This is a genomic window from Streptomyces sp. NPDC049970 (assembly GCF_040660235.1).
GTDB lineage: Bacteria > Actinomycetota > Actinomycetes > Streptomycetales > Streptomycetaceae > Streptomyces.
In genome coordinates this window covers 228,736-253,946 of the sequence record NZ_JBFALP010000004.1, presented here as the reverse complement: position 1 = coordinate 253,946, position 25,211 = coordinate 228,736, and the positions used below count along the sequence as shown (strand labels likewise).

At 66.9% G+C, this 25,211-nt stretch carries 37 protein-coding genes; 4 read left to right on the top strand and 33 right to left on the bottom strand.

The window, feature by feature from the left end; genetic code table 11:
* Window positions 1-39 precede the first annotated feature (39 nt).
* The 27 genes from rpsM to rpsJ all read right to left on the bottom strand — a co-directional run bounded on the left by rpsM (window position 40) and on the right by rpsJ (window position 14,051).
* Window positions 40-420: a 30S ribosomal protein S13 gene (gene rpsM, locus AB0I83_RS09910; protein WP_031096399.1), complete on the bottom strand. Its 381-nt coding sequence runs from the start codon at window positions 418-420 to the stop codon at window positions 40-42.
* 195 nt (window positions 421-615) lie between these two features.
* Complete coding sequence (rpmJ, locus tag AB0I83_RS09905; RefSeq protein WP_003956441.1) at window positions 616-729, bottom strand: 50S ribosomal protein L36; 114 nt, start codon at window positions 727-729, stop codon at window positions 616-618.
* 60 nt (window positions 730-789) lie between these two features.
* Window positions 790-1,011 (bottom strand): translation initiation factor IF-1, encoded by a 222-nt coding sequence (gene infA / locus AB0I83_RS09900; RefSeq protein ID WP_003956442.1) that lies wholly within the window; start codon window positions 1,009-1,011, stop codon window positions 790-792.
* A 176-nt stretch (window positions 1,012-1,187) separates the two neighbouring features.
* Complete coding sequence (gene map / locus AB0I83_RS09895) at window positions 1,188-2,024, bottom strand: type I methionyl aminopeptidase (protein ID WP_356532933.1); 837 nt, start codon at window positions 2,022-2,024, stop codon at window positions 1,188-1,190.
* A 121-nt stretch (window positions 2,025-2,145) separates the two neighbouring features.
* Entirely contained in the window at window positions 2,146-2,805 is a 660-nt protein-coding gene (locus AB0I83_RS09890; protein WP_356840149.1) for an adenylate kinase, read from the bottom strand.
* On the bottom strand, window positions 2,805-4,124 hold the full coding sequence (gene secY, locus AB0I83_RS09885; protein WP_356532937.1) for a preprotein translocase subunit SecY: 1,320 nt from the start codon (window positions 4,122-4,124) through the stop codon (window positions 2,805-2,807). Before secY ends, AB0I83_RS09890 begins: the two co-directional genes overlap by 1 nt.
* A gap of 224 nt (window positions 4,125-4,348) precedes the next feature.
* Entirely contained in the window at window positions 4,349-4,804 is a 456-nt protein-coding gene (rplO, locus tag AB0I83_RS09880; protein ID WP_073866664.1) for a 50S ribosomal protein L15, read from the bottom strand.
* 1 nt (window position 4,805) lies between these two features.
* The gene (rpmD, locus tag AB0I83_RS09875) at window positions 4,806-4,988 is read right to left on the bottom strand and encodes a 50S ribosomal protein L30 (protein WP_093594204.1); all 183 of its coding nucleotides are present in this window, start codon (window positions 4,986-4,988) and stop codon (window positions 4,806-4,808) included.
* Window positions 4,988-5,587, bottom strand: a complete 600-nt coding sequence (rpsE, locus tag AB0I83_RS09870; protein ID WP_356532939.1) for a 30S ribosomal protein S5 — start codon at window positions 5,585-5,587, stop codon at window positions 4,988-4,990. Before rpsE ends, rpmD begins: the two co-directional genes overlap by 1 nt.
* Window positions 5,588-5,634: 47 nt before the next feature.
* Window positions 5,635-6,018 carry a 50S ribosomal protein L18 gene (rplR, locus tag AB0I83_RS09865; RefSeq protein ID WP_031096385.1) on the bottom strand — a complete coding sequence of 128 codons (384 nt, stop codon included), beginning with the start codon at window positions 6,016-6,018 and terminating at the stop codon, window positions 5,635-5,637.
* A gap of 3 nt (window positions 6,019-6,021) precedes the next feature.
* Entirely contained in the window at window positions 6,022-6,561 is a 540-nt protein-coding gene (gene rplF, locus AB0I83_RS09860) for a 50S ribosomal protein L6 (protein ID WP_356532943.1), read from the bottom strand.
* Between the two features lie 21 nt (window positions 6,562-6,582).
* Window positions 6,583-6,981 carry a 30S ribosomal protein S8 gene (gene rpsH, locus AB0I83_RS09855; protein WP_031096381.1) on the bottom strand — a complete coding sequence of 133 codons (399 nt, stop codon included), beginning with the start codon at window positions 6,979-6,981 and terminating at the stop codon, window positions 6,583-6,585.
* A gap of 226 nt (window positions 6,982-7,207) precedes the next feature.
* Window positions 7,208-7,393, bottom strand: a complete 186-nt coding sequence (locus tag AB0I83_RS09850) for a type Z 30S ribosomal protein S14 (RefSeq protein ID WP_003948630.1) — start codon at window positions 7,391-7,393, stop codon at window positions 7,208-7,210.
* 2 nt (window positions 7,394-7,395) lie between these two features.
* The gene (gene rplE, locus AB0I83_RS09845; protein ID WP_014047789.1) at window positions 7,396-7,953 is read right to left on the bottom strand and encodes a 50S ribosomal protein L5; all 558 of its coding nucleotides are present in this window, start codon (window positions 7,951-7,953) and stop codon (window positions 7,396-7,398) included.
* Window positions 7,953-8,276, bottom strand: a complete 324-nt coding sequence (gene rplX / locus AB0I83_RS09840; RefSeq protein ID WP_356532946.1) for a 50S ribosomal protein L24 — start codon at window positions 8,274-8,276, stop codon at window positions 7,953-7,955. The genes rplE and rplX overlap by 1 nt, the downstream gene beginning before the upstream one ends.
* A gap of 2 nt (window positions 8,277-8,278) precedes the next feature.
* Window positions 8,279-8,647, bottom strand: a complete 369-nt coding sequence (gene rplN / locus AB0I83_RS09835) for a 50S ribosomal protein L14 (RefSeq protein ID WP_003974257.1) — start codon at window positions 8,645-8,647, stop codon at window positions 8,279-8,281.
* A 100-nt stretch (window positions 8,648-8,747) separates the two neighbouring features.
* On the bottom strand, window positions 8,748-9,032 hold the full coding sequence (gene rpsQ, locus AB0I83_RS09830) for a 30S ribosomal protein S17 (RefSeq protein WP_073718385.1): 285 nt from the start codon (window positions 9,030-9,032) through the stop codon (window positions 8,748-8,750).
* Window positions 9,032-9,256 carry a 50S ribosomal protein L29 gene (gene rpmC / locus AB0I83_RS09825; protein ID WP_031096372.1) on the bottom strand — a complete coding sequence of 75 codons (225 nt, stop codon included), beginning with the start codon at window positions 9,254-9,256 and terminating at the stop codon, window positions 9,032-9,034. Before rpmC ends, rpsQ begins: the two co-directional genes overlap by 1 nt.
* Window positions 9,256-9,675: a 50S ribosomal protein L16 gene (gene rplP, locus AB0I83_RS09820; protein WP_014047785.1), complete on the bottom strand. Its 420-nt coding sequence runs from the start codon at window positions 9,673-9,675 to the stop codon at window positions 9,256-9,258. The genes rpmC and rplP overlap by 1 nt, the downstream gene beginning before the upstream one ends.
* 5 nt (window positions 9,676-9,680) lie before the next feature.
* Window positions 9,681-10,520 carry a 30S ribosomal protein S3 gene (gene rpsC / locus AB0I83_RS09815; protein WP_356532949.1) on the bottom strand — a complete coding sequence of 280 codons (840 nt, stop codon included), beginning with the start codon at window positions 10,518-10,520 and terminating at the stop codon, window positions 9,681-9,683.
* Window positions 10,520-10,867, bottom strand: coding sequence for a 50S ribosomal protein L22 (gene rplV / locus AB0I83_RS09810; protein ID WP_026290933.1), 348 nt, complete (start codon window positions 10,865-10,867; stop codon window positions 10,520-10,522). The genes rpsC and rplV overlap by 1 nt, the downstream gene beginning before the upstream one ends.
* Window positions 10,868-10,909: 42 nt before the next feature.
* Window positions 10,910-11,191, bottom strand: a complete 282-nt coding sequence (gene rpsS / locus AB0I83_RS09805; protein WP_023539342.1) for a 30S ribosomal protein S19 — start codon at window positions 11,189-11,191, stop codon at window positions 10,910-10,912.
* Window positions 11,192-11,203: 12 nt separating this feature from the next.
* The gene (gene rplB, locus AB0I83_RS09800; RefSeq protein WP_056796589.1) at window positions 11,204-12,040 is read right to left on the bottom strand and encodes a 50S ribosomal protein L2; all 837 of its coding nucleotides are present in this window, start codon (window positions 12,038-12,040) and stop codon (window positions 11,204-11,206) included.
* 50 nt (window positions 12,041-12,090) lie between these two features.
* Window positions 12,091-12,429, bottom strand: coding sequence for a 50S ribosomal protein L23 (rplW, locus tag AB0I83_RS09795; protein WP_356532951.1), 339 nt, complete (start codon window positions 12,427-12,429; stop codon window positions 12,091-12,093).
* Window positions 12,429-13,079, bottom strand: a complete 651-nt coding sequence (rplD, locus tag AB0I83_RS09790; protein WP_356532953.1) for a 50S ribosomal protein L4 — start codon at window positions 13,077-13,079, stop codon at window positions 12,429-12,431. Before rplD ends, rplW begins: the two co-directional genes overlap by 1 nt.
* 4 nt (window positions 13,080-13,083) lie before the next feature.
* Window positions 13,084-13,728 (bottom strand): 50S ribosomal protein L3, encoded by a 645-nt coding sequence (gene rplC / locus AB0I83_RS09785; RefSeq protein ID WP_014154591.1) that lies wholly within the window; start codon window positions 13,726-13,728, stop codon window positions 13,084-13,086.
* 14 nt (window positions 13,729-13,742) lie between these two features.
* On the bottom strand, window positions 13,743-14,051 hold the full coding sequence (gene rpsJ / locus AB0I83_RS09780; RefSeq protein ID WP_003948644.1) for a 30S ribosomal protein S10: 309 nt from the start codon (window positions 14,049-14,051) through the stop codon (window positions 13,743-13,745).
* 495 nt (window positions 14,052-14,546) lie between these two features.
* Between rpsJ and AB0I83_RS09775 the strand changes: the two genes are divergently transcribed.
* A complete protein-coding gene (locus AB0I83_RS09775) occupies window positions 14,547-15,008 on the top strand; it encodes a GNAT family N-acetyltransferase (protein WP_363304226.1) in 462 nt (153 codons plus the stop codon).
* Between the two features lie 31 nt (window positions 15,009-15,039).
* On the opposite strand, the gene AB0I83_RS09770 is transcribed toward AB0I83_RS09775, so the two are convergent.
* Both AB0I83_RS09770 and AB0I83_RS09765 read right to left on the bottom strand, forming a co-directional pair.
* A complete protein-coding gene (locus tag AB0I83_RS09770; protein ID WP_356532957.1) occupies window positions 15,040-15,243 on the bottom strand; it encodes a DUF397 domain-containing protein in 204 nt (67 codons plus the stop codon).
* Window positions 15,240-16,022, bottom strand: coding sequence for a helix-turn-helix transcriptional regulator (locus AB0I83_RS09765; RefSeq protein WP_363304391.1), 783 nt, complete (start codon window positions 16,020-16,022; stop codon window positions 15,240-15,242). Before AB0I83_RS09765 ends, AB0I83_RS09770 begins: the two co-directional genes overlap by 4 nt.
* Before the next feature lie 261 nt (window positions 16,023-16,283).
* On the opposite strand from AB0I83_RS09765, the gene AB0I83_RS09760 reads away from it, so the two are divergent.
* Together AB0I83_RS09760 and AB0I83_RS09755 are read left to right on the top strand one after the other, a co-directional pair.
* Window positions 16,284-16,709: an ATP-binding protein gene (locus AB0I83_RS09760; RefSeq protein WP_363304225.1), complete on the top strand. Its 426-nt coding sequence runs from the start codon at window positions 16,284-16,286 to the stop codon at window positions 16,707-16,709.
* A 276-nt stretch (window positions 16,710-16,985) separates the two neighbouring features.
* Window positions 16,986-18,119 (top strand): helix-turn-helix domain-containing protein, encoded by a 1,134-nt coding sequence (locus tag AB0I83_RS09755; RefSeq protein WP_363304224.1) that lies wholly within the window; start codon window positions 16,986-16,988, stop codon window positions 18,117-18,119.
* On the opposite strand, the gene AB0I83_RS09750 is transcribed toward AB0I83_RS09755, so the two are convergent.
* Window positions 18,106-19,272: a hypothetical protein gene (locus tag AB0I83_RS09750; RefSeq protein WP_363304223.1), complete on the bottom strand. Its 1,167-nt coding sequence runs from the start codon at window positions 19,270-19,272 to the stop codon at window positions 18,106-18,108. The genes AB0I83_RS09755 and AB0I83_RS09750 overlap by 14 nt on opposite strands.
* A 243-nt stretch (window positions 19,273-19,515) precedes the next feature.
* Between AB0I83_RS09750 and AB0I83_RS09745 the strand changes: the two genes are divergently transcribed.
* Window positions 19,516-21,045, top strand: coding sequence for a hypothetical protein (locus AB0I83_RS09745; RefSeq protein WP_363304222.1), 1,530 nt, complete (start codon window positions 19,516-19,518; stop codon window positions 21,043-21,045).
* Between the two features lie 172 nt (window positions 21,046-21,217).
* On the opposite strand, the gene tuf is transcribed toward AB0I83_RS09745, so the two are convergent.
* The 3 genes from tuf to rpsG form a co-directional block, all read right to left on the bottom strand.
* Window positions 21,218-22,411, bottom strand: a complete 1,194-nt coding sequence (tuf, locus tag AB0I83_RS09740) for an elongation factor Tu (RefSeq protein WP_327115692.1) — start codon at window positions 22,409-22,411, stop codon at window positions 21,218-21,220.
* Between the two features lie 159 nt (window positions 22,412-22,570).
* Window positions 22,571-24,700 carry an elongation factor G gene (fusA, locus tag AB0I83_RS09735; protein WP_356532967.1) on the bottom strand — a complete coding sequence of 710 codons (2,130 nt, stop codon included), beginning with the start codon at window positions 24,698-24,700 and terminating at the stop codon, window positions 22,571-22,573.
* Between the two features lie 38 nt (window positions 24,701-24,738).
* The gene (gene rpsG, locus AB0I83_RS09730; RefSeq protein ID WP_014154599.1) at window positions 24,739-25,209 is read right to left on the bottom strand and encodes a 30S ribosomal protein S7; all 471 of its coding nucleotides are present in this window, start codon (window positions 25,207-25,209) and stop codon (window positions 24,739-24,741) included.
* Window positions 25,210-25,211 lie beyond the last annotated feature (2 nt).

The following is a 25,211-nucleotide window of genomic DNA, read 5'->3' as shown; positions in this document are numbered from 1 at the left end:
GCCCGGTGACCCGGACACCCGCGGTACGTCCGCTGAGGACTACTTCTTGCCCGGCTTCTTCTTACCGGCGATGGCGCGACGCGGGCCCTTGCGGGTACGCGCGTTCGTGCTGGTGCGCTGACCGTGGACCGGCAGACCGCGACGGTGCCGGATGCCCTGGTAGCAGCCGATCTCGATCTTGCGGCGGATGTCGCCCTGGATCTCGCGGCGAAGGTCACCCTCGGTGCGGAGGTTGGCGTCCACGTACTCGCGGATCTTGACCAGGTCCTCTTCGGCCAGGTCACGAACGCGGGAGTTGGGGTTCACGCCGGCGGCGGCGAGGATCTCCTTGGACCGGGTGCGCCCGATACCGAAGACGTAGGTGAGGGCAACCTCCACGCGCTTTTCGCGCGGGATGTCAACACCTGAAACGCGTGCCATTCAATGGCTCCAGTTGTTATTTCGGGGGTCTTCCACAGGACCTCTCCCGAACGCCGACCCGACCCCTGAGGGTGGGTGGTACGTCCGGGTCCCCGGCCCCCGCCGGAGGTGTCGTCAGCCGTGGCTTGGACGGGCCCTGCGTATGTACGTTTACGTGCGTCGCGCGAAGAACTGCGAGATGCAGGTGGTCGTGCGTCAGCCCTGGCGCTGCTTGTGGCGCAGGTTGTCGCAGATGACCATGACCCGGCCGTGACGGCGGATCACCTTGCACTTGTCGCAGATCTTCTTGACGCTCGGCTTGACCTTCATGGGATGTCAGGTTCTCCGGGTCAGTGCCCACACCACGCCGAAGCGGGATGGCGGCAAGATCTACTTGTACCGGTAGACGATCCGGCCACGCGTCAGGTCGTACGGAGAGAGCTCCACCACGACCCGGTCATCGGGGAGGATACGGATGTAGTGCATCCGCATCTTGCCGCTGATGTGCGCGAGGACCTTGTGACCGTTCTGGAGTTCCACCTTGAACATGGCGTTCGGGAGGGACTCGATCACGGTGCCCTCAATTTCGATGGCACCTTGCTTCTTGGCCACGCTTCGCCCTTCGAATCGGCTACCTTGATCGACTCTCACCACCGTGTGCAGACATACGGGCACACGGATGCACGAGAGCCGACGAGTCAGTCTACGTCAGCCGACCCCAAAAGACGAATCCGTCAAGTTTGCCCACTTCTCCTGATCCTTAGACACGGATCAGCCGGACGGTCCAGTCAGCCAAGCGGATCCGGCGCCGCCTCGACTCCGTACCGGGCGAGCTTCTCGCGGCCGCAGTCCGGGGCGGTCAGGACCAGCGGGCCCTGCTCGGTGAGGGCGATCGAGTGCTCCCAGTGCGAGGACCAGGTGCCGTCGGTCGTGAGGACCGTCCACTCGTCGGCCAGGACCTTCGTCTGCGCCGTGCCCAGGGAGACCATGGGCTCGATGGCCAGGCACACGCCGGGGACCAGCTTGATGCCCTTGCCGCGCTTACGGGAGACGTAGTTCAGCAGGTGCGGGTCCATGTGCATCTCGGTGCCGATGCCGTGGCCGCCGTAGTCCTCGATGATCCCGTACTTGCCGGTCGCCGGGCGGGGCTGGCGGCGGATGTAGGACTCGATGGCCTTCGAGACGTCGACGAGCCGGTTGTTGACCTTCATCGCCGCGATACCGGCCCACATGGACTCCTCGGTCACCCGGGAGAGCTCGACGAGCTCCGGCGCGTGACCGGTGCCCACGAAGGCGGTGTAGGCCGCGTCACCGTGCCAGCCGTCGATGATCGCGCCGGCGTCGATCGAGATGATGTCGCCGTCCTTCAGGACGGTCTTCTCGTCCGGGATGCCGTGCACGACGACCTCGTTGACCGAGGTGCAGATCGTCGCGGGGAATCCCCCGTAGCCCAGGAAGTTCGACTTGGCCCCGTGGTCGGCGATCACCTTGCGCGCGACCTCGTCGAGGTCCTTCGTGGTGGCGCCGGGGACGGCCACCTCGCGGGTGGCGGCGTGAATGGCAGCGACCACGAGGCCCGCCTCGCGCATCTTCGCGATCTGCTCGGGGGTCTTGATCTGCACCATTGCTGGGCGCCTTTCTGCCTGCGGGGGGAACGTCCGATGCCGTAATCCACGATACGGCGCAAACAGTCGGCCGCGACGCCCGAGGGCGCCGCGGCCGGCTACTGGTGGAACAGGGTGGAACTCAGACCTCGTCCGACTTCTTGAGGGCCTCCATGGCACGCTCGGTCACATCGGTGACCTTGCCGAGCGCCGAGATCGTCACCACCAGGCCCTGGGACCGGTAGTAGTCGATGATCGGCTCGGTCTGCGTGTGGTAGACCTCGAGACGCGTTCGGACGGTCTCCTCGGTGTCGTCGTCCCGCTGGTACAGCTCGCCGCCGCAGACGTCGCAGACGCCCTCGGTCTTGGCCGCGTTGTACGTCACGTGGAAGACGTGGGCGCTGTCGTTGCGGCAGATGCGACGGCCGGCGATGCGCTTCACCACCTCGTCCTCGGGAACCTCGAGGTCGAGCACCGCGTCCAGCTCGACGCCCTCGCTGTGAAGCATCTCGTCAAGCGCGACGGCCTGGCCCACATTGCGCGGGAAGCCGTCCAGCAGGAAACCGTTCTCGGCGTCCGGCTGGGACATACGGTCCTTGGCCATGGCGATGGTGACTTCGTCCGGCACCAGCTGACCGGCGTCCATGAAGGCGCGGGCCTGCTTGCCAAGGTCGGTGCCCTGGCTGATATTGGCGCGGAACAGGTCGCCCGTGGAAATGTGCGGAATCGAAAGATTCTTGGCAAGGAACGCAGCCTGCGTTCCCTTGCCGGCACCGGGCGGCCCGACGAGGACGATTCGCATCAGCGGAGGAACCCTTCGTAATTGCGCTGCTGGAGCTGACTCTCGATCTGCTTCACGGTCTCCAGACCCACACCCACGATGATGAGGATGCTCGTCCCGCCGAACGGGAAGTTCTGGTTCGCACCGCCGAAGCCTGCCAACGCCATCGTCGGCACCAGAGCGATCAGGCCCAGGTACAGCGAGCCCGGCCAAGTGATCCTGTTGAGCACGTAGCTCAGGTACTCGGCAGTAGGTCGACCTGCCCGGATGCCCGGGATGAAGCCACCATACTTCTTCATGTTGTCGGCGACTTCCTCGGGGTTGAACGAGATCGCCACATAGAAGAATGCGAAGAACACGATCAGAAGGAAGTACGTCGCGATGTAGTACGGGTGGTCGCCCTTGACGAAGTGAGCCTGAATCCAGGTCGCCCAGCCCGCGGTGGAGTTGGAGAACTGAACGATTAGAGCAGGAATGTAGAGCAGCGAAGAAGCGAAGATGACGGGAATCACACCCGCCTGGTTCACCTTCAACGGGATGTAAGTGGACGTACCGCCGTACGACCGGCGCCCGATCATCCGCTTCGCGTACTGCACGGGAACCCGGCGCTGGGCCTGCTCGACGAAGACGACGAGGCCGACCATCACGAAGCCGATGAGGATGACCGTGATGAACTCGATCCAGCCGTCGGCCAGCTTGCCGCTCTGCTTGATGGCCCACAGAGCGCCGGGGAAGCTGGCGGCGATCGAGATGAACATCAGGATCGACATGCCGTTGCCGATGCCCCGGTCGGTGATGAGCTCACCGAGCCACATGACGGCGGCGGTACCCGCGGTCATGGTGATCACCATGACGATGGTCGTGAAGATCGACTGGTTCGGGACGATCTGGTCGGCGACGGGGCAGCCGCTGAAGAGAGCGCCGCTGCGGGCGGTCGCCACCAGGCCGGTTCCCTGGAGGATGGCCAGCGCGACGGTCAGATAACGCGTGTACTGCGTGATCTTGGCCGTGCCCGACTGTCCCTCCTTCTTGAGGGCTTCGAGCCTGGGGATGACGACGGTCAGCAGCTGGAGAATGATGCTGGCCGTGATGTACGGCATGATGCCGAGCGCGAAGATCGTGATCTGCAGCAGTGCACCACCGCTGAACATGTTCACCAGACCGAAGAGGCTGTTGTTGCCCTTGCTTGCCTGGTCAACACAGGTCTGGACGTTCTCGTAGCTCACCCCCGGTACGGGAATGTGCGCCCCGAGTCGGTAGAGCACGATGATGCCGAGCGTGAAGAGCAGCTTCTTGCGCAGGTCGGGCGTCTTGAACGCCCGGGCGAACGCGGTGAGCACGGTGCCTCCTGCGACCCCCGCGCAAAAGCGTGAGGTGACGGTCTTGAGGATCGACGGTTACGTAACAGCCATAGGGACCCGGGCGTTTGCCCAGGACTTACCACATCAACAACGCACGCCACCTTACCGGCGGACATGCCCCCCTAGGAACGACCAACCGGGGATGCCCCAAATGAGAGGCATCCCCGGTCGGGTGTTCAGGCCACAGACCTGTCCGAGTTGTCTCAGACGAGTTCGGTGACGGTGCCGCCTGCGGCGGTGATCTTCTCCTTGGCGGAGCCGGAGACGGCGTCAACCGAAACCTGCACTGCCACGGAGATCTCGCCCTGTCCGAGGACCTTGACGAGGTGGTTGTTGCGCACAGCGCCCTTGGCGACCAGGTCGGCCACCGTGACCTCTCCACCCTCGGGGTAGAGCGTCGCGAGCTTGTCCAGGTTCACGACCTGGTACTCCGTGCGGAACGGGTTCTTGAAGCCCTTGAGCTTCGGGAGACGCATGTGGAGGGGCATCTGGCCACCCTCGAAGCGCTCCGGAACCTGGTAACGAGCCTTCGTACCCTTGGTACCACGGCCTGCGGTCTTACCCTTGGACGCCTCACCACGACCCACACGGGTCTTGGCGGTCTTGGCGCCCGGGGCAGGCCGGAGGTTGTGGGCCTTCAGCGGGCTGTTCTCCGCCATATCAGTCAACCTCCTCAACCGTCACGAGGTGGCGGACGGTGTGAACCATTCCGCGGAACTCGGGGCGGTCATCCTTGACAACTACGTCGTGCAGGCGCTTCAGCCCGAGCGAACGCAGGGTGTCGCGGTGGTTCTGCTTGCTGCCGATGTACGACTTCGTCTGCGTGATCTTGAGGCGAGCCATTACGCACCCGCTCCCGCACGTGCACGAAGCAGAGCCGCGGGGGCGACGTCCTCGAGCGGCAGACCGCGGCGGGCCGCGATCTCCTCGGGACGCTGCAGGCCCTTGAGGGCCGCCACGGTCGCGTGCACGATGTTGATCGGGTTCGAAGAACCGAGCGACTTCGACAGGATGTCGTGAACGCCGGCGCACTCCAGAACGGCGCGCACCGGGCCACCCGCGATCACACCGGTACCGGGGGAAGCAGGCTTGAGCAGGACGACGCCCGCAGCCTTCTCGCCCTGGATCGGGTGAGGGATGGTGCCCTGGATACGCGGAACCTTGAAGAAGCTCTTCTTGGCCTCTTCAACGCCCTTGGCGATGGCCGCGGGAACTTCCTTGGCCTTGCCGTATCCGACACCGACGCTGCCGTCACCATCGCCCACCACGACCAGCGCGGTGAAGCTGAAGCGACGACCACCCTTCACAACCTTGGCGACGCGGTTGATCGCGACGACACGCTCGACGTACGCGGTCTTCTCGGCTGCGCCGCCGTCACGGCCCTTCCGGTCCCGCCGCTCGCCGCCACCGGCACCGCTTCCGCGGCGCTGGGGTCCAGCCATTGGATTTACCTCTCTCTGTTACGTCCGCTGTGCGTAGGAACCGGAACTTAGAACTTCAGTCCGGCTTCACGGGCGGCGTCAGCCAGAGCGGCAATCCGCCCGGCGTACTGGTTACCACCGCGGTCAAACACGACGGCCTCGACGCCTGCGGCCTTGGCGCGCTCGGCGACCAGGGCCCCGACCTGCTTGGCCAGGGCGCTCTTGTCACCGTCCGCGCTGCGGATGGAAGCATCCAGGGTCGACGCCGAAGCGAGCGTGTGGCCCGCGATGTCGTCGATGACCTGGGCGACCATGTGGCGGTTGGAACGCGTCACAACCAAGCGCGGACGCTCGGGCGAACCGGAGATGTGCTTCCGGACGCGGATGTGACGGCGCTTGAGGGCGGCACGCTTGTAGGCGTCGCCCTTGGCAATCTTTACACCGTATGCCATGGCTTACTTACCCGCCTTTCCGACCTTGCGGCGGATAACCTCGCCGGCGTACTTGACGCCCTTGGCCTTGTACGGGTCAGGCTTCCGCAGCTTGCGGATCTTCGCCGAGACCTCGCCGACCTTCTGCTTGTCGATGCCCTCGACACTGAACTTCGTGGGCGACTCGACCTTGAAGGTGATTCCCTCGGGGGCCTCGATGAGGATCGGGTGGCTGTAGCCCAGGGCGAACTCCAGGTTGGAGCCCTTCGCCTGGACGCGGTAACCGACACCGCTGATCTCGAGCGCCTTGGTGTATCCCGTGGTCACGCCGGTGATCATGTTCGCCACCAGCGTGCGGGACAGGCCGTGAAGGGCCTTGTTCTGACGCTCGTCGTTAGGACGGACGACGCTGAGCACGCCGTCCTCGCCCTTGGTGACCTCGATCGGCGCTGCGACGGTGTGCGAGAGGGAACCCTTGGGGCCCTTCACCGCGACCGTGCGGCCATCGATGGTGACGTCCACACCGGCGGGAACCTGGATGGGGAGCTTGCCGATTCGCGACATGAGCTGTTCCTCCGTTCCCGACTACCAGACGTAGGCGAGGACTTCCCCACCTACGCCCTTCTTGCTGGCCTGCTGGCCGGTCAGGAGACCGTGGGACGTGGAGATGATCGCCACGCCCAGGCCGCCGAGAACCTTCGGCAGATTGGTGGACTTTGCGTATACACGCAGACCCGGCTTCGAGATTCGCTTGATGCCGGCGATCGAACGCTCGCGGTTCGGACCGAACTTCAGGTCGAGAACGAGGCTCTTGCCGACCTCGGCGTCCTCGACCTTCCAGCCGGTGATGAAGCCCTCCTGCTGGAGGATCTCCGCGATGTGCGACTTGATCTTGCTGTGCGGCATTGCGACTTCGTCGTGATACGCCGAGTTCGCGTTACGCAGACGCGTGAGCATGTCTGCGATGGGGTCAGTCATGGTCATGAGTTGGCCTTCGGCCTCTCTCGCCGGGGTTTCCTGTATGCGCCATCCCTCTCCCCACTCTGTGGCGGGACGGGTGCGGTGCGGGGACCTACGGCGTAGTAAGTCGGTCTTGGGCGGCAGGCGCCCAACCCTGCAAGCCTACGGCATGCGGGGAGGGGCTCCTGCCGACCCAGATACTTACCGAGAGTCTCCGGGTGATCCCAACGCCCCTGAGGGCGAAGGAGATCTACCAGGAGCTCTTGGTCACGCCCGGCAGCTCGCCACGGTGAGCCATCTCACGAAGGCACACGCGGCACAGGCCGAACTTGCGGTAGACGGAGTGGGGCCGGCCGCAGCGCTGGCAGCGGGTGTACCCGCGCACGCCGAACTTCGGCTTACGGGCGGCCTTAGCGATCAGAGCCTTCTTCGCCACGGTCAGTTCTCCTTGAACGGGAAGCCGAGGTGACGAAGCAGGGCACGACCCTCGTCGTCGTTGGTCGCCGTGGTGACCACGGTGATGTCCATGCCCCGGACCCGGTCGATCTTGTCCTGGTCGATCTCGTGGAACATGACCTGCTCCGTGAGACCGAAGGTGTAGTTGCCACGGCCGTCGAACTGCTTCGGCGACAGGCCACGGAAGTCACGGATACGCGGAAGCGCGAGCGACAGCGTACGGTCCAGGAACTCCCACATGCGGTCACCACGGAGGGTGACGTGGCAGCCGATCGGCTGCCCCTCGCGCAGCTTGAACTGCGCGATCGACTTGCGGGCCTTCGTGACGGCCGGCTTCTGGCCGGTGATCGTGGTGAGGTCCCTGACGGCACCGTCGATCAGCTTGGAGTCGCGGGCGGCGTCGCCCACACCCATGTTGACCACGATCTTCACCAGACCGGGAACCTGCATGACGTTCTCGTACGAGAACTCCTCACGCAGCTTGCCGGCGATTTCCTCGCGGTAGCGCGTCTTGAGACGCGGCGCAGTGGTGGTCGTCATCAGATGTCCTCACCGGTCCGCTTGGCAACGCGGATCTTCTTGCCCTCGTCGTCAAAGCGGTAGCCGACGCGGGTGACGACCTTGTTGCCGTCCTTCTCCACGACCAGCGACACGTTGCTGACGTGAATCGGGGCCTCGGTGGTGACAATGCCACCCGTCTGCGAACCGCGAGCCGTCTGACCGGCCTTGGTGTGCTTCTTGACCCGGTTGACACCCTCGACGAGGACACGGTCCTGCGTGGGGAAGGCAACGATGACCTTGCCCTGCTTGCCCTTGTCCTTACCGGTGATGACCTGAACCAGGTCGCCCTTCTTGATCTTCATGCTTACAGCACCTCCGGCGCGAGCGAGATGATCTTCATGAACTTCTTCTCGCGCAGCTCTCGGCCCACGGGGCCGAAGATACGGGTGCCGCGGGGGTCGCCGTCGTTCTTGAGAATGACAGCGGCGTTCTCGTCGAAGCGGATGTACGAGCCATCCGGACGGCGACGCTCCTTGACGGTGCGAACGATGACGGCCTTGACGACGTCACCCTTCTTCACGTTGCCACCGGGGATCGCGTCCTTGACGGTGGCGACGATGACGTCACCGATACCCGCGTAGCGGCGACCCGAGCCACCGAGAACACGGATGGTGAGAATTTCCTTCGCACCCGTGTTGTCGGCGACGCGCAGTCGCGACTCCTGCTGGATCACGTCTATCTCCTGATCGTCTGCCGGTTCCCGGCGGGGGCTCCGGTGAAGGAGCCCCCGCCGAGCCTGGCGGAACTGGCCTGAAGGGAGATTCCCTCAGGGATTACTTGGCCTTCTCGAGGATCTCGACGATGCGCCAGCGCTTCGAGGCGGACAGCGGACGCGTCTCCATGATGATGACGCGGTCGCCGACGCCTGCAGCGTTCTGCTCGTCGTGGGCCTTGAGCTTGTTGGTACGGCGGATGACCTTGCCGTACAGCGCGTGCTTGACGCGGTCCTCGACAGCGACGACGACGGTCTTGTCCATCTTGTCGCTGACGACGAGACCCTCACGGGTCTTGCGGAAACCGCGGTCAGTGTTGGTCTCAGTCACAGTCTTCTCGCTCATCAGACGCTCTCCACCGTCTCGATGCCCAGCTCGCGCTCGCGCATCAGGGTGTAGACCCGGGCGATGTCCTTACGGACGGACTTGAGCCGACCGTGGTTCTCGAGCTGTCCGGTCGCCGCCTGGAAGCGGAGGTTGAACAGCTCTTCCTTGGCCTCGCGGAGCTTGTTGAGGAGCTCCTCGTTGCCCAGCTCGCGCAGCTCGGACGCCTTGGTACCGGCCGACATCACGACTCACCTGCCTCGCGCCGAACGATCCGGCACTTCATCGGAAGCTTGTGAGCAGCGCGGGTGAGCGCCTCACGAGCAATCTTCTCGTTCGGGTAGGACAGCTCGAACATCACCCGACCGGGCTTGACGTTCGCGATCCACCACTCGGGAGAACCCTTACCGGAACCCATGCGGGTCTCGGCAGGCTTCTTCGTCAGGGGGCGGTCCGGGTAGATGTTGATCCAGACCTTGCCGCCACGCTTGATGTGGCGGGTCATCGCGATACGAGCTGCTTCGATCTGGCGGTTCGTCACGTACGCCGGGGTCAGCGCCTGGATGCCGTACTCGCCGAACGCAACCTGCGTGCCACCCTTGGACATACCGCTGCGCTTCGGGTGGTGCTGCTTGCGGTGCTTGACCCTACGGGGGATCAGCATTTCGGTCAGGCCTCCGTTCCGGTGCTCTCAGCCGGAGCAGCGGCGGCGGGAGCGTCGGCCTTGGGGGCCTCCGCTGCCGGCGCGGACTGCTGCGGCTTGCGGCCGCGGCCGCCACGCTCGCCACCACGGCCGCCACCACGGCCGGCCGGGCGGTCGGTGCCGCCACGAGCCGGACGGTTGCCGGCGCGGGCCGCGGCGTTCTCGGCGCGAACCTCGGCGATGTTCTTGACGTCGCCCTTGTAGATCCAGACCTTCACACCGATGCGGCCGAAGGTCGTCTTGGCCTCGAAGAAGCCGTAGTCGACGTTCGCACGGAGCGTGTGCAGGGGCACGCGGCCCTCGCGGTAGAACTCCGAGCGGGACATCTCGGCGCCGCCGAGGCGGCCACCGCACTGGATCTTGATGCCCTTGGCGCCGGCCTTCATCGTGCTCTGCATGCTCTTACGCATGGCACGACGGAAGGAGACGCGGGAGGAGAGCTGCTCGGCGACGGCCTGGGCCACCAGCTGAGCGTCCACCTCGGGGTTCTTGACCTCGAGGATGTTCAGCTGGACCTGCTTGCCGGTCAGCTTCTCCAGCTCGCCACGGATGCGGTCGGCCTCGGCGCCGCGGCGGCCGATGACGATGCCCGGGCGGGCGGTGTGGATGTCGACGCGGACGCGGTCGCGGGTGCGCTCGATCTCCACCTTGGAGATGCCGGCCCGCTCCATGCCCTTCGTCATCATGCGACGAATGGCAACGTCTTCCTTGACGTAGTCCTTGTACAGCTTGTCGGCGTACCAACGGGACTTGAAGTCCGTGGTAATGCCGAGCCGGAACCCATGCGGGTTAACCTTCTGGCCCATTACCGGGTTCCTTCCTTGCTGCTGACGACCACGGTGATGTGGCTGGTCCGCTTACGGATCCGGTAGGCACGGCCCTGAGCACGCGGACGGAACCGCTTCAGGGTCGGGCCCTCGTCCACGTACGCCTCGCTGATGACCAGCGAAGAGGCGTCAGGGTGGTCGTAGTTGTGTGCAGCGTTGGCGATGGCGCTGTCAAGCACCTTGCCAACCGGCACGCTCGCGGCCTGCGGGGCGAAACGCAGGACCGCCTGAGCCTCCGTGGCATCCATGCCACGGATGAGGTCCACCACTCGGCGGGCCTTCATGGGCGTGACGCGGATGTACCGCGCCTGGGCCCTGGCTTCCATGGTTGTCCCTTCGGTGTAAGTCATAGTCGTTTCCACCCCGCGCTAGCGGCGCTTCGACTTCCGGTCGTCCTTGACGTGGCCGCGGAAGGTGCGAGTCGGCGAGAACTCGCCGAGCTTGTGGCCGACCATCGACTCGGTGACGAACACCGGGACGTGGATCTTGCCGTTGTGCACCGCGATGGTGTGACCCAGCATGGCCGGGATGATCATCGAGCGACGGGACCAGGTCTTGATGACGTTCTTGGTGCCTGCCTCGTTCTGTACGTCCACCTTCTTGATGAGGTGGCCGTCGACGAAGGGCCCCTTCTTGAGACTGCGCGGCATCTAAACCCGCTCCTAGCGCTTCTTGTTCGTCTTGCGGCGGCGGACGATGTACTTGCTCGATGCCTTCTTCGGCGAGCGAGTACGACCCTCCTTCTGACCCCACGGCGAGACCGGGTGACGTCCACCGGAGGTCTTGCCTTCACCACCACCGTGCGGGTGGTCAACCGGGTTCATCGCGACACCGCGGACGGTCGGGCGGACGCCCTTCCAGCGCATACGGCCGGCCTTGCCCCAGTTGATGTTCGACTGCTCGGCGTTGCCGACCTCACCGATCGTGGCGCGGCAGCGTGCGTCGACCAGCCGGATCTCACCGGAAGGCATACGAAGGTGGGCCATCGTGCCCTCCTTCGCCAGCAGCTGCACGGAGGCGCCTGCGGAACGGGCGAACTTCGCGCCGCCGCCGGGCCGCAGCTCGATGGCGTGGATGGTCGTACCGACCGGGATGTTGCGCAGCGCCAGGTTGTTGCCCGGCTTGATGTCTGCGGTCGGACCGTTCTCGACACGGTCACCCTGCGACAGGCCACGGGGGGCGACGATGTAACGCTTCTCGCCGTCCGCGTAGTGCAGCAGCGCGATACGCGCGGTGCGGTTCGGGTCGTACTCGATGTGCGCGACCTTGGCCGGCACGCCGTCCTTGTCGTGACGACGGAAGTCGATCACCCGGTAGGCGCGCTTGTGGCCGCCGCCCTGGTGGCGAACGGTCACACGACCGGCGTTGTTACGGCCGCCCTTGCTGTGCAGCGGGCGGACCAGCGACTTCTCCGGCGTGGACCGCGTGATCTCGACAAAGTCGGCGACGCTGGAGCCACGACGGCCCGGGGTCGTCGGCTTGTACTTGCGGATACCCATTATCTCTCAGTCCTCGGAAGAATTCCGGATCCTGGACGTCTCGACCTCCGTTAGGAGGTCGGGCCGCCGAAGATGTCGATACGGTCGCCCTCGGCGAGGGTCACGATTGCCCGCTTGGTGTCAGCGCGCTTGCCGAAGCCGGTCTTGGTGCGCTTGCGCTTGCCCTGCCGGTTGATCGTGTTGACCCCGGTGACCTTGACCGAGAAGACCGCTTCCACGGCCTGCTTGATCTGGGTCTTGTTGGAGCCGGGCGCGACGATGAACGTGTACTTGTTCTCGTCGAGCAGCGCGTAGCTCTTCTCGGATACAACCGGCTTGACGAGAACGTCGCGCGGGTCCGAGTAGGTCTTGCTCGTGATGTTCGAGCTGGTGACGGTCGCCTCGCTCATCAGGCGTCGCTCCCTTCGGTCTCAGCGGTCTGGGGGCCAGACACGAAGGACTCGAAGGCGGCCTGGGTGAAGACCACGTCGTCAGAGACGATCACGTCGTACGTGTTCAGCTGGCCCGGCTCCAGGATGTGCACCTGGGGCAGGTTGCGTGCGGACAGCCACGCGGCCTCGTCGGCGCGGTCGACGACCAGGAGCAGGTTGGAGCGCTCCGAGATCTTGCCGAACAGCGTCTTGGCGGCCTTCGTGGAAACTCCACCCTCGACCACGCCGGTGACGACGTGGATGCGGGAGTGACGCGCCCGGTCCGAGAGGGCACCGCGCAGGGCGGCGGCCTTCATCTTCTTCGGGGTGCGCTGCGAGTAGTCGCGCGGCTGCGGGCCGTGGACGACGCCACCGCCGGCGAACTGCGGTGCGCGGGTCGAACCCTGGCGGGCGCGGCCGGTGCCCTTCTGGCGGTAAGGCTTGCGGCCACCACCACGGACTTCGCCGCGACGCTTGGTCTTGTGCGTGCCCTGACGGGCAGCTGCCAGCTGTGCGACAACGACCTGGTGGATCAGCGGAACGCTGGTCTTCGCGTCGAAGATCTCCGCGGGGAGATCGACGGTACCGGCCTTGTCGCCTGCCGGCGAAAGGATGTCAATGGTGCTCATTACCTCAAGCCCCCTTGGCCGCGGTACGGACCAGGACGAGGCCGCCGTTCGGACCGGGGACTGCGCCCTTGATGAGCAGCAGACCCTTCTCCGCGTCAACCGCGTGGATGGTCAGGTTCTGGGTGGTGACGCGCTCGTTACCCATACGACCGGCCATGCGCATGCCCTTGAAGACACGCCCAGGGGTGGCACAGCCACCGATCGAACCGGGGGAACGGTGCTTGCGCTGGACGCCGTGGCCGGCGCCGAGGCCCTTGAAGTTGTGACGCTTCATGACACCGGCGAAGCCCTTGCCCTTGCTCTTGCCCGTGACGTCGACCTTGACGCCGGACTCGAACACCTCGGCAGTGACCTCCTGGCCCAGCGTGTACTCGCTGGCGTCAGGGGTGCGGAGCTCCACCAGGTGGCGGCGCGGGGTCACGTCGGCCTTGGCGAAGTGACCCTTGAGGGGCTTGTTCACCTTGCGCGGGTCGATCTCGCCGAAGGCGATCTGGACCGACTCGTAGCCGTCGCTGTCGTTCGTACGGACCTGCGTCACGACGCACGGACCGGCCTTGACGACGGTCACCGGGACAACCCGGTTGTTCTCGTCCCAGACCTGGGTCATGCCGAGCTTCTCGCCCAGGACGCCCTTGATGTTCTTGCTCATCTCGGCCCGTCCCCTCAGAGCTTGATCTCGATGTCGACGCCAGCCGGCAGGTCGAGGCGCATCAGCGAGTCAACCGTCTTCGGCGTGGGGTCGAGAATGTCGATGAGGCGCTTGTGCGTGCGCATCTCGAAGTGCTCGCGAGAGTCCTTGTACTTGTGCGGCGACTTGATGACGCAGTACACGTTCTTCTCAGTGGGCAGCGGCACCGGGCCCGCGACCGACGCACCAGTGCGCGTCACCGTCTCGACGATCTTCTTCGCCGAGGAGTCGATGACCTCGTGGTCGTAGGCCTTGAGCCGGATGCGGATCTTCTGTCCCGCCATGGCTACTAGTAGTCCTGTCTCTCATAACGCTCTGGAACCCGGGAGTTCTGACAACTCCACCTCCGACCCACGCGGTCGGGCGTGTCGCATCCCCTCTACGAAAATCTCCCGAAGGAAATCCCAGCCAAGGGGGTGCGGGCCTTAGACCTCGCGGCCGGGGGTAGAACACCCACCGGGTGCCTGGTCTGCGCCCTGCTGAACTTCCCGAAAGATTCCCGTACGTCCGACCCTGAGGGTCGACGAGTACTGTGGGACTCGCTTCCGGTCCTCCCGGCGGGAGGCGTGCAGCATTGACACTCAACCGAGCAACCTGGCTAGTGTGCCATACGGGTCGCGGGCCTGGCCAATCGGGCCGGGGATCTTACCCCCTGTGAGGGACCACTCAAACGCAGGCGCGTTTCGAGGCCGCTCACGGCTGGTGGCGACGGCGAGGCGAGCGCACGGAGCGACCACAGCCGAGGGCCTGTTCACGGAGGCCTGGCACAATCCCGGGTCATGTCTACGAGCACCGTCCGGAGCTGGACCCTGCGTCCCGCGGCGTCCGAGGACGTCGAGGCCATGGCCGAGCTCCGGGCCTCCGTCATGCGCCCCGACCTGGAACGCCTGGGCCGCTACGACGAGCACCGGGTCCGGCAGCGCCTGCGTGACGCCTATGCGCCCGAGCACACGTCCGTGGTGGCGACGCATGACGGTGCTTTCGCGGGCTGCGTCACGCTGCGCCCCTCCGAGAACGGCTGGTGGCTGGAGAACTTCTACCTCGCCCCGGAGCTCCAGGGCAGGGGCATAGGCACCGCCGTCCTGGCCGGCCTTCTGGCCCGCGCCGATACGGAGGACGAGCCTGTCCGCCTACAGGTCCTACAGGGCAGCGCCGCCCGAGCGCTGTACGAGCGGCACGGGTTCAGCGTGGAGCGGGAGGACCCGGTGGACGTGTACATGGTCCGCCCGCCCCGGGCCTGACCCCAGCGCCTCGACGGACGCGGCTACGGGATCAGCTGCCCGCCGCGTACCCCACGAAGTGGGTCCAGGCCTGTTGCCCTATGCCGATCTCCGGGCCCGGGACGTTCTTGGAGTCGCGTACGCGGACGGCGCGCGGGGACGCGGCGACCTCGACGCAGTCGTTGTTGTTGCTGCCGCTGTAGCTGCTCTTGGACCAGCGCAACTCGGAGGTGTTACCGGAGAACTCGAGGCTCATGTCTCACCCAGCGCTTTCTCTACGAAGGCCAGCGACTCTCGTGGGCTGAGAGCCTGCGACCGGATGATTCCATACCTGAGTTCGAGCAGCTGAACCTCTTTCGCAGCGGAGACCAGGCGTGTGGTGAGCTGAGCCTCGGAGAAGCCGACCGTCGCACCTTCCCTGAGCTTCAGCACCTGCACCTCGCCGCCCATCCCCGCATGGTCCTCCCGGTCGGTCGGCATCACCTGGAACTCGACGTGCCTCAACTGCGCCATTTCCAGCAGGTGTTCGAGCTGCCGACGCAGCACTCCCCTGCCTCCGAGCGGGCGCCGGAGGGTGACTTCCTCCTGGACGAACGTGAGCGTCACAAGAGGTGACCTGGTGAAGATCTCCTGTCGGGCCAGACGGGCCGAGACGAACCGGTCCAGGTCGTCCGGGGAGAGCGCCGGTCGCCGCATTTCGAAGAGCCCTCGCGCGTACTCCTCCGTCTGCAACAGCCCGTGCATGTTGTGGTTGCCGTAGGCGCCGAGTTCGACCGCTTCGCGCTCCAGTCTCGCCAGATCCCGCACCTTCTTCGGGTACCGGGCCTCCGCCACGTCGCCCCGCATGGCTGCGAGCTTCCCTCCGGCCTCCAGGACCCGGTCGGCGTTGTCCAGGAACTCGGGCTTCGGGGCGCGTCTGCCCCGCTCGACGCAGGAGACCATCTCCTCGCTGTATCCGATGGCGGCGCCCAGCTCGGCCTGGCGCAGGCCGGCCGCCTCCCGCCAGAGCTTGATCTGCCGACCCACCGCCTTCATCACCGCCCCGGAGTCGTCCTCCAGGCCGCTGTCCCAGGACGAGCCGTCCGCACCGTCCGCAAGATGCCCCGATCGCCCCGCACCACCACCGCTGTCCACGCCCGTCCCCCTCGCCTTCGCCCTGCCTGACGTGCAACCGGATCCGCCACCGATGCGTGACGGTGTACAGGGCGGACAGACCCGGACCGCAGCCGGACAAGGGCTTCCCGTACGGCTGTCACTCCTTCCGAGAGTAGCCACCGAATGGCCACGCTGAGTGACATGAGTCCAGAATTCACCCGAACCGAACGTTCCGCTCCTGCCCGGGACTTCACCGTGCTGCTCTCCCCGACCCGCCGGAGCGCGCGCCTCGCCCGCCTGCTGGCCACCGCACATCTCGGCATCTGGGGGCTGCCCTCGGAGGCCGCCGCGCAGATCGTCGCCGAGCTGGCCGCCAACGCCGTGGAGCACGGGCGCGTACCGGGTCGTGACTTCCGGCTCCGCCTGGCGGCCCACCACGACGGGGTGCTGCGCATCGAGGTCTCCGACGCCTCGGGCGAGCGGTTTCCGCGTACGTCCTCCCCCGGGTGCGAGGCGGAGGGCGGACGCGGGCTGCTGATCGTCGAGGCGCTGTCCGACCGCTGGGGCGTGACCTCCGGACCTGCGCCGCGCAAGACGGTCTGGGCCGAGATCGACGCCGTGCTCTGACCGGTCGCACCGGGTCGCGGGGACCCGCGACCCGGTGGACCGCGTCCCGGCTGTCCACGACGTACAAGGCTTTCAAGGACTTGGGGAAACAACCCTCCCCAACCCGACCCCGCTCCGACCTCGTCACTCACACGGGTGACATATGGCAACTGGGCTGGATTCGGGTTGGGTTGACTGGCATAAGCTCGCCACGACAACCACAGACATGCGACGGCCCCCGCCGGGACTGCAATCCCGGGCGAGGGCCTGACCACCGAGGAAGTAAGAGGCTTCCCGATGGGTACCCAGCAGGTTAGCGCGCCCCCGCGCGCCCCGTCCCCCGCTCCGGGGGACCTCGCGCAGCCGTCCGGCGTCGTCCACATCAACGTCCGGCACGCTGCCGCCTTCACCGTCGTCGGCAACCACCTCAGCCAGCACCGAGCGCTGTCGCTGCTGGCGATCGGGCTGGCCGTGCACATCCAGTCGCTGCCCGCGGGAGCGAGGATCGGCATCAAGCACCTCGCCACCCGCTTTCCCGAGAGCGAGGTCCGCATCGCCGCCGCCCTGCGCGAGCTGGAGGCCACCGGCTACCTGAACCGCAGCCGCGTACGCCTCACCGACGGCCGCATCGTCACCCGCACCGTCTCGTACAACCGGCCGGTGGCCGACGCGCACGGCGCCGCGAGTGCGCGGCGGCTCCCGGCGGGGGTCGGCAGGCGCTTCGAACCGGCGGCCGAGGCGGCTCCGGTCGAAGCGGCCCAGGTCGAGGCGGCCCCGGCCACCCCCGCCGAAGCCGCGCCCGTGCCGGTGACAGCCGTGCCCGCGCCCGGCACCACGGCGCGGGACGCCGGCCCGGTCGTGCCGCTGCCTCTGCTGCCCGTGCAGCCCGTGACCGGCCGTGCGGAGGTGCCGCCCTCGGTCCCCGTGGCCGTATCCGCCGCCCCCGTGGTCGCCGTACCGGCACCCACCTCACGCCCGGCGCCGCCTCGGCCCCTGCCGGAGCCGAGCACGTCCGACCCCGGGCTCCGCCTCGCGGCCTCGGCCCTCCTGGCGGACCTCCGCAGGCTGTCGCCCCAACTCAGCCTGTCGGAGCGGGACATCGCGACGCTGGCCCCGGGTGTCGCCACCTGGCTGGAGCGGGACGCCCACCCCGACACGATCCGGCGCGTCCTCACGACGGATCTGCCCGTCCCCCTGAAACACCCGGCCAAGCTCCTGCGCCACCGGATCACCGCACTGCTGCCGCCCCCGCTGCCGGGTGCGGAGGCACTCGTACTCGTCCGGCCCGACGTGATCGTCATCCCGCTACAGAACTGCGACCGCTGCGACCGGGCCTTCCGCTCCCGCCACCCCGGCCACTGCCGCGACTGCCGAACCGAGGGCACGTCGCTTCCTGACGGGGCCGCTCCGGCTCACCTCAGGTACGGCTGACCGTGCCGCAGGACCCGTCGGGCTGCCATTCGCTGCGGTCGTAGGGGTCGACCTCCTGCCCGGCGGGCCGCCGGTTCGGGCCGTCGCTCGGGAAGGAGGGGTGCAGGAAGCCGTCGTCCAGCTCGCAGTCGGTGTTCATGAAGTTCTGCCCGGAACCGACGACGGAGAGCTTGTCCCGCGTCGAGACGAACCGCTGCGGGTCGTGCAGCGCGGTCGTCAGGCGCCGACGCACGATCGTGCGCGTCACCTCGTCGCCGCCGGGCTTCAGCAGCGGATAGACGAAGGTGTAGTCGGCGTGCACCTCGACCGAGCCGGTGGCGCCCGCTTCGAACGTCATCCGGCCCCGCGTCTTGACGACGTCCCCCACCAGCCGCGCCTCGTCCGGGTCGAACCGGGTGAACATCATCAGCGGATCGTTCTTCTCGTCCGGCTGGGCGATCGACCGTTCGAGGTGCTCCCGCTCCCCCTGTTGCAGGGGATCGAGCAGTTCCAGCGCCTCGCGGGGCTTCTCGCCCCGCAGTGTGACCGGGTCCAGGTTCGCCGCGACCAGCAGCTGCCTGGTCGCCCGCAGCGCGTGCTCGACCTGGTCCTCGCTCATCCCGCCGGACGCCTTCGCGGCCGGTATCTCGATCCCGGCCGCGCCGTCCGCCCACCGCACTGCGGGAGATCCGCGGAACGGTTCCTCCCGGGTCGGCCGGTCGGCGACGGGCCCGTCGGCGGGCGCGGCGGTCGGCGGTGCCGTCTCGGCGGGCAGGGTGCCGGCCGAGGTGTCCGCTCCCGGCAGGTGGTCGGTCACCAGGCTCGGCCGCATGGTGACGACCAGGGCCCCGGCGACGACCATGATCCCCAGAACCCCCGCAAGGCGCCGCCGCCCGGCTGAGCGGCTCTTCGAGTCCTGCCGGGCGGGACCGGTGCGCCAGCCGTCCGGTTGCCAGGCCTCCCGCTGATCGCCCTTCCGCCCACGGCGCCCCGCTGCGGCCTCGGCGTCCAGCGCGCGCAGCCGCGCGGTGACCATCCGCGCCCGGGCCGACGGCTCCTTCGGCGCCTCGGCCCCGCCCGACTCCACCTGCCGGACCAGTTCCGCCCACTGCTCGTCGGACACCGGAGCCGCGCCGCCGTCGCCGGAAGGTCTTTCAGGCGTGTTCGTACCCATCGTCCTGCCCACTCCCCCGGATGAAGACCTCGGTGCGACTGCATGCCGCGCAACTGATCACGGACAAGGTAGTTGACCCCTGTGACACCACCGTCCGCAGGTGCCAACCGCCCCGCGAGACAACCCACTTCGCGTACGGTGCGACGAGAGGCGCGCCTCGGCGGGCGGACCGGGACGGCGGTTGCGCGGACCACGGCGGCCGAGCGGATCACGGGGTGCGCACGTCCACAGGGGGGAAGCAAGGTGCGTCTGCTGATCGACGTGGTCGAGGGTGACCATTCCGACTTCCACGGCCCGTACGGCGCCAGGACCGCCAGGCGGATGCGGGGGTCGGAGCTCTTCGGCACGGCACCGCGGGCACCGCGGGCAGCGGGGGACCCGGCGGACCGGTGGCGGGAGCTGCACTGCACCGCTCTGGGCCGGGCGTTCGAGATGTCCGTGGACCCGTCGGCGACCGTGGCGGAGTGCCTGGCCGCCGTGCTGGACGAGGCCCGGCGGCGAGGGGCGGCCGGGCCCGAGCCCGAGCCCGACCACGAGCCGGTCCTCCCGTGGGCCGGCCACGAGCTGCGCACCTGGCTGGCGGACCCGGCCACGGACGAGAGGCTCGACGAGCGGCTCACACCGGAGTCGTACGGCCTGGCGGACGGCGATCTGATCGTCCTCTGCATCGAGCACCCACCCGAGAGCATGTACAGGCTGGGCCGTGCCTCCAACCCGGCCGCGCTGCTCGAACGCATGCAACTGGCGATGAACGCGACGGCTCCCGACGACGGAGGCAGGCTGTGGGGCGTCCTGCTCTACACCTCCGTCGACATCGAGCTGGCGACGTACGTCCGCACCAACTTCGAGGACCTCGACGCGCTCTCCGGGCCCTCCACCCGTGTGTTCGTCGTGGAGCGCCGGGCGCCGTGGGCCGAAGCCAGGAGGTACTGGCGCGAGCGGCTCGAACCGGAGCTCTACCAGGTGATGACCTCCTTGCAGTGGCTGCGCTGGCAGCCGTACGACCCCCAGGGCGCCTACCGGATCGCCTCGCTCCTGAAGGTGGACCCCGCGCTGCTGCCGTGCCTCGTCCTGTTCAACGGACGGGCCGACCTGCCCTGGGGGAAGCAGAAGGTCGTGTTCCCCGTGGAGGAGGCCACTCCCCGGTACTTCCGCACCCTGTTCGGACGCATCGCCGAGACGTTCGGCGGGCCGCCGGGCACCGGACGCGGTCCGCTGGAGTACGACGACGTGCGGGCCGGGGCGCGGGCCGACGGCCCGACCGTGCTGCGCGACCTGCTGCTCCGCAACGCCCGCGACCGGGACGAGGAGGCGTTCGCGAGGGTCGCCGACGCCCAGCGCGCGATCAGCGCGGCGCTGGAACCGACTCCGGCGCCGTACAACGGGTATGAGCTCAACAACTGCAAGGTCATTCTCACTTCGGGGGCCGCCATGACGGAGAACTTCAACTTCAACGGGCAGAACACGACGTTCGTCAACCGTCCCCGGGACACCGTCGTCCAGGACTTCCAGAACCAGCACGGAACCACGCTGTGCGCCGATGATCTGCGACAGCTCCTCGGTCTGACGCTGTCCAGCACCGACCTGTCCGACACCGAACGCGACGAGGCCGCCCAGGCGGTGCACGACCTGGCCACGCTCTCCGGCGAGCCCGACGTCGGCGCCTTCCGGCTGCGCGCGGAACGCCTCAGGGAGCTGCTCTCCGGTGCGGCCGACATCGCCCAGCCGGCGCTGGCCCTCATCACGTCCGTCGTCGCCGCCGTGACCGGATAAGCCCGTCCGACCCGCCGCAGGGCCGTCCGACCCCGCCGCCCGGGAGGTGTGGCGGCCGTAGGGACGGCAGCGGTCCCCCGGGCACGGCGAAGGGCCCCGCACCTCTCTCGCGAGAGGTGCGGGGCCCTTCTGGTGCTCTTGTGCGGAGCAACCAGGTCAGACGATCAAGTGACTACTTGATGATCTTGGTGACCTGGCCGGCGCCCACGGTCCGGCCACCCTCACGGATGGCGAACTTCAGGCCCTCTTCCATGGCGACCGGCTGGATCAGCGCGACGTCCATGAGGGTGTTGTCACCCGGCATGACCATCTCGGTGCCCTCGGGAAGGGTCACAACGCCCGTCACGTCCGTGGTACGGAAGTAGAACTGCGGGCGGTAGTTGTTGAAGAAGGGGGTGTGACGGCCACCCTCGTCCTTCGACAGGATGTAGGACTGCGCCTGGAACTCCGTGTGCGGCGTGACCGAACCCGGCTTGATGATGACCTGGCCGCGCTCGACGTCCTCGCGCTTGATGCCACGGAGGAGCAGACCGACGTTCTCACCGGCCTGGCCCTCGTCGAGCAGCTTGCGGAACATCTCGATGCCGGTGACCGTGGTGGTGGTCTTCTCGGTCTTGATACCGACGATGTCGACGGTCTCGTTGACCTTCAGGACACCACGCTCGATGCGGCCGGTGACGACCGTACCGCGACCGGTGATCGTGAAGACGTCCTCGATGGGCATGAGGAACGGCTTCTCGACGTCACGCTCGGGCTGCGGGATGGACTCGTCGACGGCCTTCATCAGGTCGAGAACGGTCTTGCCCCACTCGGCGTCGCCCTCGAGGGCCTTGAGCGCCGAGACCTTGACGACCGGAAGGTCGTCGCCCGGGAACTCGTACTCGGAGAGGAGCTCACGAACCTCGAGCTCGACGAGCTCCAGGATCTCCTCGTCGTCCACCATGTCGGCCTTGTTCAGGGCGACGACGATGTACGGCACGCCTACCTGGCGGGCCAGGAGCACGTGCTCCTTGGTCTGCGGCATCGGGCCGTCGGTGGCCGCGACCACGAGGATGGCGCCGTCCATCTGCGCCGCACCCGTGATCATGTTCTTGATGTAGTCGGCGTGACCCGGGCAGTCGACGTGCGCGTAGTGACGCGACTCCGTCTGGTACTCGACGTGCGCGATCGAGATCGTGATACCGCGCTGACGCTCCTCAGGAGCCTTGTCGATCTGGTCGAAGGCCGAAGCCTCGTTCAGGTCCGGGTACGCGTCGTGAAGCACCTTGGTAATGGCGGCCGTGAGGGTCGTCTTACCGTGGTCGATGTGACCGATGGTGCCGATGTTGACGTGCGGCTTAGTCCGCTCGAACTTGGCCTTCGCCACTGGGGTCCTCCTGAGTGGTTCTGTACGCCTTGCTTCATCGGCGCCAGGTGATCTTTGCTGGAATGCCGGGGCCCGGGGGCATTCGGCGCATTGCTTGCGCTCTGCGTCAAATGCCCCACCGGGCTCCGGTGACAAGCCTAAAGCGTGAGCTCGGGAGAGTTACTCGCCCTTGGCCTTCGCGATGATCTCCTCGGCGACGTTCCGCGGAACCTCGGCGTAGGAGTCGAACTGCATCGAGTAGCTTGCGCGACCCGAGGTCTTGCTGCGGAGGTCTCCGACGTAGCCGAACATCTCCGAGAGGGGCACGAGGCCCTTCACGACGCGAGCGCCGCTGCGCTCCTCCATGGCCTGGATCTGGCCACGGCGGGAGTTGAGGTCGCCGATGACATCGCCCATGTAGTCCTCGGGCGTGGTGACCTCGACGGCCATCATCGGCTCGAGGAGCACGGGGGACGCCTTGCGGGCACCCTCCTTGAACGCCTGCGAACCGGCGATCTTGAAGGCGAGCTCCGAGGAGTCGACCTCGTGGTAACCACCGTCGAGAAGGGTGACGCGGACGCCGACCATCTCGTAACCGGCCAGGATGCCGAACTGCATGGCTTCCTGAGCACCCGCGTCCACCGAGGGGATGTACTCACGGGGGATGCGGCCACCGGTGACCTTGTTGACGAACTCGTAGGAGGCGTCGCCACCCTCGATGGGCTCGAGGGCGATCTGCACCTTCGCGAACTGGCCGGTACCACCAGTCTGCTTCTTGTGCGTGTAGTCGATGCGCTCGACGGTCTTGCGGATCGTCTCGCGGTACGCGACCTGGGGCTTGCCGACGTTCGCCTCGACGCGGAACTCGCGCTTCATGCGGTCGACGAGCACCTCGAGGTGAAGCTCGCCCATACCACCGATGATGGTCTGGCCGGTCTCCTCGTCGGAGTGCACCTGGAAGGAGGGGTCCTCCTCCGAGAGGCGCTGGATGGCGACACCCAGCTTCTCCTGGTCACCCTTGGACTTGGGCTCGATGGCGACCTGAATGACCGGCGCCGGGAAGTCCATGGACTCCAGGATCACCGGGTTCTTGTCGTCACACAGCGTCTCACCGGTGGTGGTCTGCTTCAGGCCCATGACGGCGACGATGTCACCCGCGCCCACCGAGGGGATCTCCTCACGCTTGTTCGCGTGCATACGGTAGATCTTCCCGATGCGCTCCTTCTTGCCCTTGACCGAGTTCAGCACCGCGGTGCCGGCCTCGAGGCGACCGGAGTAGATCCGGACGAAGGTGAGCTTGCCCAGGTGCGGGTCGCTCGCGATCTTGAACGCCAGGCCGGAGAACGGCTCGTCGTCCGAAGGCTTGCGCTTGATGACCTTCTCCGGGTCCTTGACGTCGTGGCCTTCGATGGCCTCGACGTCCAGGGGGGAAGGCAGGTAGCGGACGACCGCGTCGAGCAGGGGCTGGACGCCCTTGTTCTTGAACGCGGTGCCACAGAACACCGGGGACACGGTGACGGAGTCGGCCGTGCCCTTCGATGCGAGGGTGATGCGACGGACAGCCTCGTGCAGCTGGTCCTCGGTGGGCTCGACGCCCTCGAGGTACAGCTCCATCATCTGGTCGTCGTTCTCCGCGACGGCCTCAAGGAGCTTGCCGCGCCATTCCTCGGCGGCCTCCTTGTGGGTGTCGGGGATCTCGACGGTGTCGTACATCTCGCCCTTGGCGGCTTCTTCCGACCAGACGAAGGCCTTCATCGACACGAGGTCGACGACGCCCTTGAAGTCGGCTTCGGCACCGATGGGGAGCTGCATGACCAGCGGAACCGCACCGAGGCGGTCGACGATCATGTCGACGCAGCGGTGGAACTCGGCGCCGGTGCGGTCGAGCTTGTTGACGAAGCAGATGCGCGGGACGCCGTAGCGGTCCGCCTGACGCCAGACGGTCTCGGACTGCGGCTCGACGCCGGCCACACCGTCGAACACGGTGACGGCACCGTCGAGGACGCGGAGCGAACGCTCCACCTCGACGGTGAAGTCGACGTGACCGGGGGTGTCGATGATGTTGATGGTGTGGTCAACATCATTGAGCGGCCAGTGACAGGTCGTCGCGGCGGACGTGATCGTGATGCCGCGCTCCTGCTCCTGCTCCATCCAGTCCATCGTGGCTGCGCCGTCGTGGACTTCACCGATCTTGTACGAAACGCCGGTGTAGAAGAGGATCCGCTCAGTGGTGGTCGTCTTGCCCGCGTCGATGTGGGCCATGATCCCGATGTTGCGGACCTTGGCCAGGTCAAGCGAAGTGGTGGCCATAAGGCTCAATCTTCTCTCGGTCTCGATGGGGTGAGCGACTACCAGCGGTAGTGCGCGAAGGCCTTGTTGGACTCGGCCATCTTGTGGGTGTCCTCGCGCTTCTTGACGGCAGCGCCAAGACCGTTGGAGGCGTCGAGCAGCTCGTTCATGAGGCGCTCGGTCATGGTCTTCTCGCGACGGGCGCGGGAGTAACCCACGATCCAGCGCAGCGAGAGCGTGGCGGCGCGACCGGGCTTGACCTCGATCGGCACCTGGTAGGTGGCGCCACCGACACGGCGGGACTTGACCTCGAGCGAGGGCTTGACGTTCTCGAGCGCGCGCTTCAGCGTGATGACCGGGTCTGCACCGGTCTTCTCGCGGAGGCCTTCCATGGCGCCGTAAACGATGCGCTCGGCGGTGGAACGCTTGCCGTCGAGCAGGATCTTGTTGATCAGCGACGTGACAAGAGGAGAGCTGTAGACCGGGTCGATGATGACCGGGCGCTTCGGGGCGGGGCCCTTACGAGGCATTC

Bases quoted from the DNA above. Each gene is read 5' to 3' on its own strand.
- rplC (WP_014154591.1), bottom strand. From the start codon at position 13,728: ATGAGCAAGAACATCAAGGGCGTCCTGGGCGAGAAGCTCGGCATGACC.
- rpmD (WP_093594204.1), bottom strand. From the start codon at position 4,988: ATGGCTCGCCTCAAGATCACGCAGACGAAGTCGTACATCGGCAGCAAG.
- AB0I83_RS09770 (WP_356532957.1), bottom strand. From the start codon at position 15,243: ATGAGCCTCGAGTTCTCCGGTAACACCTCCGAGTTGCGCTGGTCCAAG.
- AB0I83_RS09890 (WP_356840149.1), bottom strand. From the start codon at position 2,805: ATGCGAATCGTCCTCGTCGGGCCGCCCGGTGCCGGCAAGGGAACGCAG.
- rplW (WP_356532951.1), bottom strand. From the start codon at position 12,429: ATGAGCGAGGCGACCGTCACCAGCTCGAACATCACGAGCAAGACCTAC.
- rplV (WP_026290933.1), bottom strand. From the start codon at position 10,867: ATGGAAGCCAGGGCCCAGGCGCGGTACATCCGCGTCACGCCCATGAAG.
- rplE (WP_014047789.1), bottom strand. From the start codon at position 7,953: ATGACGACCACCACTGCGCCGCGTCTCAAGACGCGCTACCGCGAGGAA.
- fusA (WP_356532967.1), bottom strand. From the start codon at position 24,700: ATGGCCACCACTTCGCTTGACCTGGCCAAGGTCCGCAACATCGGGATC.
- rpsJ (WP_003948644.1), bottom strand. From the start codon at position 14,051: ATGGCGGGACAGAAGATCCGCATCCGGCTCAAGGCCTACGACCACGAG.
- rpmJ (WP_003956441.1), bottom strand. From the start codon at position 729: ATGAAGGTCAAGCCGAGCGTCAAGAAGATCTGCGACAAGTGCAAGGTG.
- AB0I83_RS09765 (WP_363304391.1), bottom strand. From the start codon at position 16,022: ATGAAGGCGGTGGGTCGGCAGATCAAGCTCTGGCGGGAGGCGGCCGGC.
- rpsE (WP_356532939.1), bottom strand. From the start codon at position 5,587: ATGGCTGGACCCCAGCGCCGCGGAAGCGGTGCCGGTGGCGGCGAGCGG.
- AB0I83_RS09750 (WP_363304223.1), bottom strand. From the start codon at position 19,272: ATGGGTACGAACACGCCTGAAAGACCTTCCGGCGACGGCGGCGCGGCT.
- rpsC (WP_356532949.1), bottom strand. From the start codon at position 10,520: ATGGGCCAGAAGGTTAACCCGCATGGGTTCCGGCTCGGCATTACCACG.
- rpsG (WP_014154599.1), bottom strand. From the start codon at position 25,209: ATGCCTCGTAAGGGCCCCGCCCCGAAGCGCCCGGTCATCATCGACCCG.
- rpsQ (WP_073718385.1), bottom strand. From the start codon at position 9,032: ATGAGCGAGAAGACTGTGACTGAGACCAACACTGACCGCGGTTTCCGC.
- rplX (WP_356532946.1), bottom strand. From the start codon at position 8,276: ATGAAGATCAAGAAGGGCGACCTGGTTCAGGTCATCACCGGTAAGGAC.
- rplD (WP_356532953.1), bottom strand. From the start codon at position 13,079: ATGAGCACCATTGACATCCTTTCGCCGGCAGGCGACAAGGCCGGTACC.
- rplR (WP_031096385.1), bottom strand. From the start codon at position 6,018: ATGGCATACGGTGTAAAGATTGCCAAGGGCGACGCCTACAAGCGTGCC.
- rpsM (WP_031096399.1), bottom strand. From the start codon at position 420: ATGGCACGCGTTTCAGGTGTTGACATCCCGCGCGAAAAGCGCGTGGAG.
- AB0I83_RS09775 (WP_363304226.1), top strand. From the start codon at position 14,547: ATGTCTACGAGCACCGTCCGGAGCTGGACCCTGCGTCCCGCGGCGTCC.
- rpsH (WP_031096381.1), bottom strand. From the start codon at position 6,981: ATGACCATGACTGACCCCATCGCAGACATGCTCACGCGTCTGCGTAAC.
- rplF (WP_356532943.1), bottom strand. From the start codon at position 6,561: ATGTCGCGAATCGGCAAGCTCCCCATCCAGGTTCCCGCCGGTGTGGAC.
- map (WP_356532933.1), bottom strand. From the start codon at position 2,024: ATGGTGCAGATCAAGACCCCCGAGCAGATCGCGAAGATGCGCGAGGCG.
- rplO (WP_073866664.1), bottom strand. From the start codon at position 4,804: ATGGCGGAGAACAGCCCGCTGAAGGCCCACAACCTCCGGCCTGCCCCG.
- rpmC (WP_031096372.1), bottom strand. From the start codon at position 9,256: ATGTCGGCCGGTACCAAGGCGTCCGAGCTGCGCGAGCTGGGCAACGAG.
- AB0I83_RS09760 (WP_363304225.1), top strand. From the start codon at position 16,284: ATGAGTCCAGAATTCACCCGAACCGAACGTTCCGCTCCTGCCCGGGAC.
- rplB (WP_056796589.1), bottom strand. From the start codon at position 12,040: ATGGGTATCCGCAAGTACAAGCCGACGACCCCGGGCCGTCGTGGCTCC.
- AB0I83_RS09755 (WP_363304224.1), top strand. From the start codon at position 16,986: ATGGGTACCCAGCAGGTTAGCGCGCCCCCGCGCGCCCCGTCCCCCGCT.
- rpsS (WP_023539342.1), bottom strand. From the start codon at position 11,191: ATGCCGCGCAGTCTCAAGAAGGGGCCCTTCGTCGACGGCCACCTCATC.
- rplP (WP_014047785.1), bottom strand. From the start codon at position 9,675: ATGCTGATCCCCCGTAGGGTCAAGCACCGCAAGCAGCACCACCCGAAG.